Source organism: Novacetimonas maltaceti (genome assembly GCF_002906255.1).
Lineage (GTDB): Bacteria > Pseudomonadota > Alphaproteobacteria > Acetobacterales > Acetobacteraceae > Novacetimonas > Novacetimonas maltaceti.
The window spans coordinates 26,997-40,937 of sequence record NZ_POTC01000027.1 but is presented as its reverse complement, the minus strand read 5'-3'; the positions used below and the strand labels follow the sequence as shown (position 1 = coordinate 40,937).

Sequence of the window (13,941 nt, the reverse complement as noted above, 5' to 3'; positions counted from 1 at the left end):
ACCCCCACCCCCGCCGCCGTTGCCGCCAGCCAGAAGGTGTGGATGGCCATGACCGTGGACCATGTGGTGGTCTGCGGCATGGTGCCCCGGCCAAGGCCGCGCCCCTGGGCTGGGTCATTGTCGGAAAAGACCGCGACATGGTGCGGCGCGTCGTCCAGCCCGGCAAGCTTCAGCCGCGCGTAATCCCCCGCGTCGGAGCCGTCGCGCGCGGCGAGGGCTTCGGCATTGCATCGGGCGAAATCCTCCCGCACGGCATGCCGGCGCGCGGGGTCGTCCACGCGGACGAAGCGCCACGGTTCGCTCAGCCCCACCGAGGGCGCAAGGCATGCCGTCGCCAGCAGCCCGTCAAGCACCCCGGCAGGCACGGGATCGCGCCGGAAATGGCGCACGTCGCGCCGCCAGCGCAGCAGGGTTTCGAATTCCTTGGTAAACGTGCCGGAAAATCCGGGCTGGGTCATGACTGTTCCTTACGTGGGGCGGGTGCAGGCGAAGCCGCCATGGATCGCGCGCCGGGGTCGCGCCTCAGTAGCGGCGGCCGTAGGACTGTCCCGGTTCTTCCGCCTGCGCCGGGCCGGCGAAGGCGGCATCTTCCCAGAACCCGCCCGCCACCTCATGCAGTTCGTCAAAGCTGGCCTTGTACCAGTCCACCTGTGTCGCGGTGCGCGCGGTGATGGTGAATTTCATGAACGGCTTGCCCGTGTCCCCACCATACGACCATCCCTCGCGCGAGAGGAACTCGAAATGGCACTGCTCACGGTGACCGAACCGCTGGAAGGCGTGGTCGACCACGACGGGGGCGATCTCCTCCGCCGTGGCGCGCATGTAGAAATTGGTCCGCCGGCGCAGCAGGGGCGTGTCCACGTTGTCAAGGATGCCCATGCTGTCGAGCACCTTCGCGCTTGAGGCGAAGCGCCCCGCGTCAAAGGAGACCTGCACCGTGCAGCGGCCATAGGCGCCATTGCCGGTGACGGTGACGCCGAACTGCGCGTAATCGCCAAGGCCGGGGATGCCGACGCTGGCGGCATGCGCCACGGGGGCGGGGAAGGGGGCGCAGACAGGGGCGGACAGGCACAGCGCGAGTGCCCCGCGCCGCAGGCAGGCGCGCAGGCGCGGGCGGCCGCGCGCCATCACGGAAGTCCGTGCCTGTATCGGTCGGCTCACGCTTGGGGGTCCTTATGCTGTGGTGCCATGGGGCATGGCGGAAACAGATGTGGCGGCGCATCGCTGCGCCGCCACACATTATGGCACCATGGGCATGGAAAAGCATTATCCCCGATGCGCTTTATCGCGCCATGGCCCCGCCGGGGCGGCGATGGCGCGACAGGCCGGGGCCTCAGCCGCGAGTCGGGGCCTCGATGGCCGTGCGGACCGACATCGGCACCGCGACGCTGTTGAGCGTCGCGAGTTCCGTCATGCCGCGACGGCGCAGCGCGGCGGCGAACCAGGCGAACAGACCGGTGGTCGTCTGGCGGGTTTCCTGCGTGCCGGGGGGAAGGCCGGTTGCGGGGACAAGGTGAAAAGTACTCATCTGAGCGTTTCCATGAGCCTTGGCGGGCACGATTGCCGCAAGCTGCTCCTGAGGCGGACGCTACGCCGTATTTCGCTGCTGGCAATATGATATTTTCGCAGCGTTTTCCCCCGTCCCATGATGTTTTTGCAATGCTTGTGCGGCCCCCCCCGCCGCAAGGTGGCGTCAGGGGTGATTTCAGACCGGGGCGACGCTCCATCTCGCGTGCCATTCCTGTCCGGGCGGCAGGTGGAACAGGCCGGGCTTGGTGGCGAATTCGCCCCTGAAATCCTGCGGGCTGCTCATGCCGTACCACGGCTCGATGCACAGGAAGTCGGCCCCCGGCTTCATCCACAGGCCCAGCTGGCGAAAGCCCTTCCATGTGAAGCGCAGGCCCGGCCCGTTGGGGATGCGGTACGTCAGGCCGTGGCTGGCGGGATGGTCGAGGATCAGCGCATCCTGCGCGAACAGGCTTTCCGACAGGGCGAGTTCGCGGCCCACGATGGGGGTGGGGAACAGTTCGGGCGACAGCAGGCCGCCCGTGACGCGGCGCACCTTTTCGGGTTCGGGCTGGTCGAATTCGATGATGTGCGCGTCCTTGGGCACGTCGGGGCGCAGCGGCCAGACAAAGGCCGGATGCGCGCCGAGCGAGGCGGACAGCGTGCGCGTGGGGTCGGGGTTGATGACGCGGTAATCCACCTCCAGCGCGCCATTGGCGATGCGGTAGGCGATCTTCAGCCGGAAGGCGAAGGGGAACAGCGCGCGCGTCTGTTCATTGTCGGCAAGTTCGAGCACGCAGCCATCGGCATTGCGTTCGATCCAGCGGAAATCCATGTCGCGGGCGAATCCGTGCTGCGTGATGCGGTAGGCCTTGCCATCGAACAGCGCCGTGTCGTTGTCGAGCCGCCCGACAATGGGGAACAGCACGGGGGAGTGGCGCTTCCACGCGTCCCCGGCATTCCACAGCAGGTCGCACCCCGCGAGTTCGTCATGCAGCGCGCACAGTTCCGCCCCATGCAGCGCCACCGTGGCGCGCAGGCGCGAATCGCCAAAGCTGTGACTGGCGTCTTCGTTCATCGCATGTCTCCTTCTGTCCTGCGCATCATCATGCGCGTCATGCGGGCAGGATGCCCGATTGTGCGGGCCTGCCGCCAGCCTTGTGACAACAGGTGTGGTGTGCGCCCGCAAAACCATTCAGGAGTTCTTGGTGAAGCTTTTTTCAAAAAGCTTCGAAAGACGCTGCCTTTCTGGAAAAAGGCGGCACCCCAGGACTTTTATTGCTTTCGCCATGTTTGCGCGGGCGCAGGCGCGGCGGTAGAAACCCCCGCATTCACCACAGCCATGGGACGGGCCGATACAGGCATGACGACGCCATCCTCCACGCCCCGGACATGGCGCGCCTTCGCCCTTACGCTGCTGGTCGTGGTGGTGTCGGGGGTGGGGGGCATGTTCGCCTTCATCGCGGGGATGGATGCGTGGGATGTCCTGCCGGTGCACCTGCCGCTGTCGCGCGTGCCGACGGGGGGCAACGCACGCTATACCATGGGGGCGCTGGCGCGTGGCGGGCGGTTTGATTCGGCCATGCTCGGCACTTCCACCGCGCGCCTGATCCGGCCCGACGTGATGGGGCCGCTGTTTGGCGCGCGCTTCGTCAACCTTGCCATGAACAACGCCACCGCATGGGAACAGGACCGCCTGCTTGACGTGTTCATGCAGGCCCACCGGACGCCACGGGTCGTCATGCTCGACCTTGACCATGTGTGGTGCCTGGCGGGGGACAATGCCGCGCGCGGGCCGCATGAACACTGGCCGGAATGGGCCTATTCCGCCCCGCCATGGCAACGGTACGGCCATATGCTCGACCTGTATGCGTTGCAGGAGGCGGTGAACCAGGCGCTCTACCAGCTCGGGCTGAAGGCCGACCATGCCGGGGCGGACGGGTACCAGAGCTTCGTGCCCGATGACGCGACCTATGACCGCGCGCGGGTCAGCGCCAATTTCGCGCTGTGGCTGTCGGCCACGCCGGTCGCATCCCCCACGGCGCAGGTGGCCCCCGCCGCGTCACTTGCGCTGCTGCCGCGCCTGCTGGCGCGCATCCCGGCCGATACGCTCAAGATCGTCTGGTTTCCCCCCGTCGCGCGGGAAATGAAGCAGCATGCAGGCCCCGCCCGCGCCATGGCCGTGGCGCAGTGCCGCGCGCGCATCGTCGCGGACATGGAGCGCGTGCCCAACGCCATCGTAGTCGATTTCGACATCCCCGGCCCCATTGCCGACGTGCGCGACAGTTTCTGGGACCCGCTGCATTACCGCACGGGGGTGGCGGCGCGCATCGCGCGCGACCTGGCCATGGCCGTGCGCGACCCGGACCGGCATGCGGATGATTACGTGGTCCGCGTGGCGCATCTTTCTCCACAGGTCCGCGACATGACGCATCCGCCGCCCGGATGATGCGTCCGGGACACAATGAAATGCCTGCATGAAAGGGGTGGACACAGCTTCCCTCACGAGTCGTGGCGCAGCATGCGCGGGCGTGCGCGACGGGTGTGGATTCTTTTTGGCAAACAGGACTCGTATCCTGACCGTCTTGGTCATATAACCGTTCGCCTTTTGGGCTGTCATGCGATTCCATGGCGGTTTTCCGCCATTTTTCAGAATCGTTGAAAAAGGCCGCGCCCGCAGGCTGCTCACAGATTTCCGGAAAGGTCTGTGGATAACTTTGTGTATAGTTTGTCGGCTATGGGGATTGCGGGGGTGGCCCGCGCCATTTCCCGGTTTGTTCCGGCGGATGTTCCTGCCGGTGTTCCCCTGCCTGTCCGGCCATGGCCGCGCGCATGCCGGGCCGGGTCGCCCGCGGCCGGATGGGGAACGCGGCCGTGGCCGGATGCCTTACAGGATCGTGCAGGACATCGCGGCCAGCCGCGACGGGGCAAGGAGCTGGATGATCTGGCGGGAGCGGTGGATCATCTTTTCCTGGTGGAAGACGCTCATCAGGCGCGAGACGGTTTCCGTGGACAGGCCAAGATAGTCGGCAATGTCCGCGCGCGACATCTGCAGCGAAAACGGCAGGTGGATGTCCTGGCCATTGTTGCGCGTCGCCTCCCGCAGGAGGAAGCCGGCCAGCTTCTCCCGTGCGGTCTTGCGCCCCAGCGCCAGCAGGCGTTCCTGGATCATCACCAGCTGCGACGTCGTCTCGTCCAGCAGGCGCGACAGGATGTCCGGCGCGTTGACCAGGATGTCCTCGAACATCGTGCGGCTCAGCCTGTTGACGGTGACATCGGTGATCGCCTCCGCCTGGAACATGTAGAGTTCCTGTGAACTGGTGCCCAGGATATGCCCGCTGCCGACAAAGCCGACGATCTGGCTGCGGCCGTTGGGCATGGATTTCGACAGCTTCACCGTCCCGTGGCGCACAAGGAAGGTGTAATGCGCGGTGGCGCTTTCCTCGATGATGATGTTGCGGGGGCGAAAGCGCGTCTCCCGGCAGGTGGCGTGGTGCTTGTTGCAGAAGTCCACGATGTCGCGGCACAGGCGGTCAGGCATCGGGGGAAAGGACGGGATCCCGTTGTGCGCCGCCGGGGGGATGGAGGGTGTGGTGGGCATAACGATGCTGTCTTCTTCTGCCGGTGAATGGGGGAAGCGGGCCTTTGGGGCTGCTTCTCGTCTGCCTGTCTTTCGCGGCCGTCATGTGCTGCGGACCGGGGGGCGGCATGGATGGGGCGTTCCATCATGGCGGCCCCTGCGGAAGGACCGGAGGGGTGAACGCACGATCGCGGTACGAAAAAGGCATGGCAATAACAGCATCACGCATGCATCGTGTCAATAATTTATGTATTTTTATTTAAAGCTTCCTAAAAAATACATTAATATTTCAAGCTGTGTTTTATAAATAACCATTATTGTTACAGCTTTGTAAAGCATTTGTGCGCCAGCATGCGGATCTGGCCGCATGAATGCTGTCGGGCGGTGTGTTTCCATGCGCGTCACCGGGGATGGCGCGCCCTGCCCGACGGGTCAGCCGTTGCCCTGTGGCAGGGCGGCGCCGTGCGCGCCCGGTTGCAGGTTCCCCTGCATCAGGGGGTTGGTCGTGAACAGGTCGATGATCCGCGTGACAAAGGCGCGGATGCTGTCCTCGCGCTCCTGTTCCAGCGGGATGTGCCCTTCGGCGATCATTCCCGCCAGGCCATGGCTCATGGCGAAGATGCAGTACCCGATATGCGCGGCCTGCGCCTCCCCGCTGGGGGGGGTGGCGGCGCTGTCGGCCGATTCGGCATGCGGGAACTCCTGCGCTTCCATCAGGTCGCGCAGGCGGTTGAAGGTGCGCCGCGCGGCCCGGCTGTAACGGGGGTGGCGCGCCGTGTCGTTCAGGTAGCCGAACATCACGCGATAGAGTTGCGTATGGCGGCAGGCGAACTCCACATAATGCGTGACCGTGCGTTTGAGCGCGTCATGGCGGTTGGCGGAGCGGTGGACGATATGGCCGATCATGTCGGAAAAATCATCCAGGCAGTCGGCCGCGATCTCCACCAGCAGCATGTTGAGCGACGCATAGTGGTTGTAGAAATTGGCGGGCGCGACCCGGACCTCGCGCGTGAGGCGACGGACCGACAGGTCCTCCAGCCGTTCGGTCTGCAGGATCCGCAGCGTGGCCAGGCGCAGGTCCTCCGCCACGTTGCCCTTGTGATAGGGGCGCGTCATCGGGCGCGGCCATGTGGGCGGCTGGTTCATGTCAGATATTGCATTTCTGATATCAGATTCTTGCATATCCATGGCTTTGCCTGAACGTAGTCTGGAAAAACGTGTAACGCATGGATCCCGCCATGTTTGCCATCACGCCATGGTGGCGCAGAACCTGCCCGCAGGAGGAGTGGTGTAAACGGTGCCCTGCCATTCCCGGATTCTCAGTATGAAAAATGGGCAGGTTTGATCTGTGACATGCCATGCGGTCCTGCTGGGGGATATGATGTGGCCCATCCTGATCCGCCAGTGGGGCAGGGGGCGGCACGAAAAGGCAAAGATGCATATCGGATGAATTATATCCCCACGGTGTAAGACATTTATTCTTAAAGCATGCACAAAGCCCGTAAGTCCATGCGCCGGTCCGGGGGAAACAGGAAATGATTCCTTGTTACAGCATGTTGCATGCACCAGTCGTACCGTGTTCAATTCACCCGGCCATAAGAACGGTACTGTGCCGTATGGAATCGGATTATGTCGATATCATGGCCACGGTCCCTTTTTGCCACCACAGGGGGCATTATGTTGCTTGACACTCTATGGGGGGGCCGGTAGATGCTTTTTAAGACAATATTAACAGCGTTCATAAGTGCCTGAAATCAAGGCGGATATGAAGGCCTGTCAGACCTGTCCCGGACAGGGGGGAATGGCGGGCCGTGGCGTAATTCGGCATGGAAGCCGCTGGCTAGGAATATGGGTGTCGGGATAGGCCCGGCCGTCTTGCGGGATATGGGCGCGTGCAGGCACGTGGCCGGATGTGCCGGACGGTCGGGCATGTGTCAATTTATTGGAATTCCGAAACGATGTACGGGACGATGATGTACAGGGAGATCCTGAAACGCCTGCGTCTTTAGCAGTTTGTACGTTCCCCCATTGTCTCCGCCATCTCTCCGTTCGTCATGATGGCGGTCGGGGTCTTCCTGATGCTGATGACGGGCGGCGTCACGATGTCGACCAACGGGCAGGCCCTGGTCTCGTGCGGGACGCTGGCCCTGTTCTTTGTGCTCAAGGGGCGCAAGGGGCGGGGGATCACCTGTTTCCTGATGATGCTCTCCCTGCTGGTGTCGCTGCGCTACATGGTGTGGCGGCTGACCACGACGCTGCAGCTGTATTCGCCACTGCAGGCGGTGCTGTCGCTTCTGCTGGTGCTGGCGGAACTCTATGCGCTGATGACGCTGTGCCTGAGCTATTTCCAGATGGCCTGGCCGCTCGACCGCAAGCCGCTGCCGCTGCCTGCCGATACCGCCGACTGGCCCGTGGTCGATGTGTATGTGCCGTCCTATAACGAGGAACTCTCCCTCGTGCGCTCCACCGTGCTGGGGGCGCTGGCGATCGACTGGCCCGAAGACAAGCTCAACGTCTATATCCTTGATGACGGGCGCCGCAAGAGCTTCCACGCCTTCGCGATGGAGGCGGGCGCGGGCTACATCATCCGTTCCGAAAACAACCATGCCAAGGCGGGCAACCTCAATCACGCGCTGCGCGTGACGGAAGGGGAATATGTCGTCATCTTCGACTGCGACCATATCCCCACGCGCGGCTTCCTGAAGAAGACGATCGGCTGGATGATGGCCGACCGCAAGCTCGCGCTGCTGCAGACGCCGCACCATTTCTATTCCCCCGACCCGTTCCAGCGCAACCTCGCCTCCGGGCAGCATGTGCCGCCGGAAGGCAACATGTTCTACGGGCTGGTGCAGGACGGCAATGACTTCTGGGACGCCACGTTCTTCTGCGGTTCGTGTGCTGCGATCCGCCGTTCGGCGGTGCTGGGCATCGGCGGCTTCGCGACCGAAACGGTGACGGAGGACGCGCACACCGCGCTCAAGATGCAGCGCGAGGGATGGCATACCGCCTACCTGCGCGAACCGCTGGCCGCCGGGCTTTCGACCGAACGCCTGATGCTGCATATCGGACAGCGCGTGCGCTGGGCGCGCGGGATGCTGCAGATCATGCGGCTGGACAATCCGCTGCTTGGCCCCGGCCTGCACTGGCAGCAGCGGCTTTGCTACCTCTCCGCGATGTCGCACTTCCTGTTCGCGATCCCGCGCCTGATCTTCCTTGCCTCCCCGCTGGCGTTCCTGTTCCTGGGGCAGAACATCATCGCCGCCTCGCCCTATGCGATCCTGGTCTATGCCTTCCCGCATGTCTTTCATTCCATCAGCACCCTGTCACGGGTGGAGGGGCGGTGGCGCTACTCCTTCTGGAGCGAGATCTACGAGACCACGCTGGCGCTGTTCCTTGTGCGCGTGACGATCATGACGCTGCTGAACCCGCGCAAGGGGGAGTTCAACGTCACGGACAAGGGCGGCCTGCTGCAGAGCGAGTATTTCGACCTCAACGCGGTCTATCCCAACGTCATCCTTGCCGGGATCCTTGCGGTGGCGCTCGTGCGCGGGATCGGCGGGATGCTGTGGGAATACCATGACCGCCTGGCGCTGCAGTCCTTTGCGCTCAATACGCTGTGGGTGGCCGTCAGCCTGATCATCGTCCTGGCCTCCATCGCGGTGGGGCGCGAAACGCGGCAGATCCGCCACAAGCCGCGCGTGCGCGCCAACCTGCCGATCACGCTGGTGGACGAGGAGGGGCGCCATTACCACGCCCATACCAGCGACATCTCGCTGGGCGGGATCGCGGCGCGCCTTTCGACGGAACATTCCCTGCCGACGCAGACGCGCGTCACCACGCTCTACCACAATGAAAAAGACGGCATCGACGTGCGCATCCCCGCCGTGATCCTGTTTTCCAAGCCGGGGATGCTGCACCTGCAATGGTGTGTCGACAACCTTGAGGTGGAACGCCAGATCGTCGAGTTCATGTTTGGCCGCAACGATGCGTGGGCCAACTGGGCCGATTTCCAGCCTGACCGCCCCCTGCGCAGCTTCCTGATGGTCCTGCGCAGCATCGGTGGCCTGTTCCGCCGTGGCGAGAAGCTGTTCCGCTGGCAGACCCCGCAGGAAGCGCCGCTATCCGAAGCCGAACATGTCGAAGAAGAAAAACTGGAGAGAAAGAGCCTCGTGCTGAAACCCGTCCGACGGAGCGCCCGCTACGGCGCCACGGCCTCGCTCATCGTGCTGCTGGGACTGGCCACCAGCGCGCCTTCGCTTGCGCAGGCTCCTTCTCCTGCCGCGTCCGCCGCGCCCGCCCCGGCGGAAGGGCCGGCCGCGCCGCCCGCGGGCGGGGATGCGCCACTGCAGCCGCCGCCGGGCACACTGCCGACGCCGCCGCAGCTTGCCCCCGCCGCCGCCGGGGAACAGGTGCCCCCCGCAACGCCGGTGCCGCTGCCGACGGGGCCCGCGACACAGCAGTTGCGTGAACGCATGGCCGAACGGACCGGCGTGTCGCCCGCGGCGCCGTTTGGCGACACCAATACCGGCGCGCTGCCCGCCGACCCGTCCGCCCCCCCGATCGACCCGGCGGACGCCACGCGCGTCGCGGATGGGGAGATCACGCGCACCTCCACCTTCCGCGACCTCGGCCTTGCGACCGGGCCGCTGACGCTGCGCGGGTTTTCGCCGCTGCAGGGGCTGGATGTCATCGTGCCGGCCAACCGCGTGGTGACGCGCGCGCGCATCACGCTGACGGGCGCGCTCTCTCCCTCCCTCCTGCCGGAGGCGAGCGCGGTCAGCGTCACGCTCAATGAACAGTATGTCGGCACGATCCGCGTCGATCCGGAACACCCGCGCTTCGGGCCGATCACCTTCGATATCGACCCGCTCTATTTCACCGGCGACAACAAGCTGAACTTCCACTTCGCCGGTGAATACCGCCGCGACTGCAACGACCTGTACAACGAGGTCCTGTGGGCGCGCATTTCCGACTTCTCCACCGTCACGCTGACGACGACGCGCATCGCGCCCGACCGCAAGCTGTCGTACCTGCCCGCGCCGTTCTATGACCCCAACCTGCGCACGCCGCTGCGCGTGCCGGTGGTCATGCCCAACCCGGATTCGCACGGGGTGCTCAAGGCGTCGGCGCTGGTCGCGTCGTGGTTTGGCAAGCTGGCGGATTTCCGCACGGCGTCCTTCCCCGTTTCCACCACCATCCCGGCATCGGGCAACGCGGTCGCGATCGGGGAGAACCTGCCCGTTGACGCGCACGGCACGCGGCCTGTCGGCCCGACCCTGTCGGAAGTCGAAAACCCCAATGACCGGCTGGGCACGATCCTGGTCATCACCGGGCGCAACGCGCAGGAGGTCGAGGTCGCGGCCCGCGTGCTGGCGTTCTCCTCCGACACGCTGGGCGCGGTGGGGACAAAGGTGGTCAATGACGTGACGCTGCAGCCGCGCCGCCCGTATGACGCGCCGGCCTTCGTCCCCACTGACCGACCGGTACGCTTTGGCGAGCTTGTCGCCGCAAGCGACCTGCAGGGGGGCGGGTTCGCGCCGCCGGTCATGGCGCTGCCGTTCCACCTGCCGCCCGACCTGTATTCATGGCGCAACCGTCCCTACCCGATCGACCTGTGGGTGCGCACGCCCGGCGGCCCTGTGGTGGACCTGGAGACGTCGCGCCTGGATGTGCACCTGAACAACAACTACCTCGACAGCTTCACGCTCAAGCCGCCAAGCCTGTGGCAGGCCTGGTCGGAACGGCTGGTCAACCAGCATGCGGGTGCGGTCGAACATGCCGCCGCCCTGCCGTCATGGCTGCTGTTCGGGCAGAACCAGCTGAAGTTCAGCTTTGACGCGCGCCCGATCGACCGTGGCGTGTGCCGCCGCACCCCCGATGACATCCACATGAGTGTCGATTCCGATTCGTGGATGGACTTCCGCCGTGGCTACCATTTCGCGCAGCTGCCGAACCTGTCGTACTTCGCGGAGGCCGCGTTCCCGTTCTCGCGCATGGCGGACCTGTCGGACACGACGGTGGTCGTGCCGCACCACCTCGATGCGGGCACGGCCGGGACGTTCATGGACCTGATGGGCTTCTTTGGCGCGACGACGTGGTATCCGGCCTCCGGCGTGCAGCTGGAGGACGTGAACGACCTGGCGGAGCATCCGCCGCAGGGTGACATCGTGGTGCTGGCGACGGCGGGCGATGCGCCGAAGTTCGCGGAACTGCTGTCACGCTCCCCCTATGAACTGTCCGACGGGCATATCCGCGTGGGCCAGCATATGGGCCTGCAGGGGATCTGGTACCTGTTCCAGGACCACGACCATGCCGGGCTGCAGGACGGGGTTCAGGCGAACCTGAACGCGCCGGTCGCCGGTGCGGGCGTGCTGATCGGGGCGCAGTCGCCGTTCCGTTCGGACCGTTCGGTCGTCGCCCTGATGGGCGATACGCCCGCGCGCATGCATGACCTTGTCATGGGCCTGCGCAGCAAGGAGGACGTGCCGCGCATCCAGGGTGACCTCGTGCTGCGCAATGGCGACAGGCTGACGAGTTACCGCACCGCGCCGACCTTCACCATGGGGTCGCTGCCGTGGTGGATGTGGCTGGACTGGTATCTCGGGACGCGTCCGCTCACGCTGTATGTGCTGGGCCTGCTGGGTGCCGGGCTTGTGGCCACGGCGGCCGTGAAGCTGCTGCGCCGCCATGCCCGCAAGCGGATGGAAGAGGGTGAACAGATCAAGGATGGCCCGTCCAAAACGGAGTAGGGACCGGTGCTGTCATGGCGTGCCGCCGGAACCGTGGCGCGGGATCAGGGGATCCGCGCGCCCGCCGGGAAATGGCTGCCGATGCAACCGGTGTCATACAAATTGTTATTATTGGAGAACTGAGACATGAGTGCACTTCTTGCCGGCCTTACATTGCTGATCATTGGTGACAGCCACGTCACCTTCAAGGATTCGCTCCTGTCCGTGCTGCCTGAGGAATTTTCGAAGCAGGGCGCAAAGGTCGTGACCTATGGCGTGTGCTCGTCCACGGCGGCGGACTGGGTGGTGCCGAACCCTAACAATGGCTGTGGCGCGGCGCAGCGCATCGGTGACGAACCGATCGCCGCGCCGAACATGAAGCCCGCGTCGCCGCCGCCGGTGACCGGCCTGATCGAAAAGTGGCACCCCAATGTGGTCATGGTCATCCTTGGCGACACGATGGCATCCTATGGCCAGAACGCGGTGTCCAAGGACTGGCTGGACGAGCAGGTGAAGACCCTGACCTATGCCATCGGCAAGACGTCGTGCATCTGGGTCGGCCCGACCTGGGGCCAGTACAGCCCCCGTTATGGCAAGACCGACCAGCGCGCGACCGAAATGGCGTCGCTGCTGAAGGCCGATGTCACGCCGTGCGTCTATATCGACGGCACGCAGTTGATGAAGCAGGGCAGCGTCAACACCATCGACGGCATCCATGCAACGCCCGCCAGCTACAAGGAATGGGGTGATGCGATCGTCAAGGCGACGACCCCTGAACTGGAAAAGATGAAAGACGCGGCCCCGGCCGCCGCACAGTAATTATTCAATAAAACAGATACGCATGGTGGCCATATTATTGGCCGCCATGCAGATGCCAGTAGTATTCCTGGCATCACACGTGGAAAAACAGCCCGATGCAACAGACTACAGTCGTCATGCCTGCCCAGAGCAAGTGGCAGCACATGCTCCAGCATGAGTTCTTTCCCAAGGACCGTCGTCGCGACATTGACGGGTTGCGCGCGCTTGCGATCATTGCGGTCGTGCTGTTTCACGCCGGATGGCTGAAGGGCGGCTTTGTCGGCGTTGACATATTCGTAGTCATTTCGGGCTATTTCATGGGGCGTTCCGCCCTGATGCAGCAGCCGTTCCAGCCCGCGCGCTTTGTCTGCCGCCGGTTGTACCGACTGTTACCCGCGCTGTTCTGCATGATCGCCATCATATCGGCGAGCATGCTGTGGTGGGTGCTGCAGAGCGACCGCGCCGACATTGCGATCAACGGTGCGTACGCCCTGGTGTACCTGTCCAATTTCTGGGCATCGGGCCATGTGGGGTATTTCCAGGGGCAGGCCATTGCCTACCCGTTCCTGCATACATGGTCGCTGTCGCTGGAAATGCAGTTCTACACGATCATTTTCATCATGGCGCTGGTGCTGCCGTTCACGCGGCACCGCAAGCTTGCGATCAGCAGCATCTTCACCCTGTCGCTGGGCTACAGCATCTACAGCCATGTCACTGGCGACACGCAGGGATATTACAACATCCTTGACCGCATGTGGCAGTTTTCCATGGGGACGATGATCTGGATCTTCCCCCGGCCGCGGCTGTCGCGGGTGCTGGCCAACGTGCTGTACCTGCTGGCGCTGGCGGTGCTGGTGGGGTCGTGCCTGTTCTATGTGCTGGAATTCGCCTGCCCGTCTTACATGATGCTGTTCCCCTGCCTTGCGGTGGTGGGCATCATCATGCTGCCGCAGACGGATGTCGCGCGCTTTACCCTTGTGCCGGTGTCGCCGGTGGGGGTGATTTCCTATTCAATCTACCTGTGGCACTGGCCCGCGATCGTGATGGCGAACTACCTGCTGTCATTCCAGGTGTTCGGCGCGACGATGGCCGGCGTGCTTGGCATCGTCATGGTCATCAGCCTGCTGAGCTATATCTTCGTCGAGCGCGTCTTCCTCGATTACGAGGGACGGGTCAGCCCGGCGGTGCGTAACCGTGGCGCGGCCATGCTGGTCGCGGCCTGCGGGCTGCTGGCCGGCGTGCTTGGCTATGTTTCGTATGTTTCGCGTGTCCACTGAGGCATACCCTCTTATCGTGCAATGCCTGCGGGCGGGGACATGATGGCACACC

10 protein-coding genes are annotated in these 13,941 nt (G+C 64.4%); 4 read left to right on the top strand and 6 right to left on the bottom strand.

Going from position 1 to position 13,941, the window contains the following annotated elements; translation table 11 throughout:
• The 4 genes from bluB to KMAL_RS10370 all read right to left on the bottom strand — a co-directional run.
• A partial coding sequence (gene bluB / locus KMAL_RS10385; RefSeq protein ID WP_110095637.1) for a 5,6-dimethylbenzimidazole synthase occupies positions 1-458 on the bottom strand: 458 nt, incomplete at its 3' end.
• A 64-nt stretch (positions 459-522) separates the two neighbouring features.
• Positions 523-1,161 carry a hypothetical protein gene (locus KMAL_RS10380; protein WP_146044198.1) on the bottom strand — a complete coding sequence of 213 codons (639 nt, stop codon included), beginning with the start codon at positions 1,159-1,161 and terminating at the stop codon, positions 523-525.
• 172 nt (positions 1,162-1,333) lie between these two features.
• Complete coding sequence (locus tag KMAL_RS10375) at positions 1,334-1,528, bottom strand: hypothetical protein (RefSeq protein WP_110095635.1); 195 nt, start codon at positions 1,526-1,528, stop codon at positions 1,334-1,336.
• 177 nt (positions 1,529-1,705) lie between these two features.
• The gene (locus tag KMAL_RS10370; RefSeq protein WP_110095634.1) at positions 1,706-2,584 is read right to left on the bottom strand and encodes an aldose 1-epimerase family protein; all 879 of its coding nucleotides are present in this window, start codon (positions 2,582-2,584) and stop codon (positions 1,706-1,708) included.
• A gap of 285 nt (positions 2,585-2,869) precedes the next feature.
• Between KMAL_RS10370 and KMAL_RS10365 the strand changes: the two genes are divergently transcribed.
• Positions 2,870-3,955 (top strand): hypothetical protein, encoded by a 1,086-nt coding sequence (locus KMAL_RS10365; protein ID WP_146044197.1) that lies wholly within the window; start codon positions 2,870-2,872, stop codon positions 3,953-3,955.
• A gap of 438 nt (positions 3,956-4,393) precedes the next feature.
• Here the strand turns inward: KMAL_RS10365 and KMAL_RS10360 are convergent, their stop codons facing one another.
• A complete protein-coding gene (locus tag KMAL_RS10360; protein ID WP_110095632.1) occupies positions 4,394-5,107 on the bottom strand; it encodes a Crp/Fnr family transcriptional regulator in 714 nt (237 codons plus the stop codon).
• A 411-nt stretch (positions 5,108-5,518) separates the two neighbouring features.
• A complete protein-coding gene (locus KMAL_RS10355; protein ID WP_167400077.1) occupies positions 5,519-6,232 on the bottom strand; it encodes a TetR/AcrR family transcriptional regulator in 714 nt (237 codons plus the stop codon).
• A 932-nt stretch (positions 6,233-7,164) separates the two neighbouring features.
• Here KMAL_RS10355 and bcsA point away from each other — a divergent pair.
• The 3 genes from bcsA to KMAL_RS10340 all read left to right on the top strand — a co-directional run bounded on the left by bcsA (position 7,165) and on the right by KMAL_RS10340 (position 13,889).
• Positions 7,165-11,835 (top strand): UDP-forming cellulose synthase catalytic subunit, encoded by a 4,671-nt coding sequence (bcsA, locus tag KMAL_RS10350; protein ID WP_408887914.1) that lies wholly within the window; start codon positions 7,165-7,167, stop codon positions 11,833-11,835.
• 126 nt (positions 11,836-11,961) lie between these two features.
• Positions 11,962-12,633: an SGNH/GDSL hydrolase family protein gene (locus KMAL_RS10345; RefSeq protein ID WP_110095630.1), complete on the top strand. Its 672-nt coding sequence runs from the start codon at positions 11,962-11,964 to the stop codon at positions 12,631-12,633.
• Positions 12,634-12,728: 95 nt separating this feature from the next.
• Positions 12,729-13,889: an acyltransferase family protein gene (locus tag KMAL_RS10340; protein WP_110095629.1), complete on the top strand. Its 1,161-nt coding sequence runs from the start codon at positions 12,729-12,731 to the stop codon at positions 13,887-13,889.
• Positions 13,890-13,941: the final 52 nt, after the last annotated feature.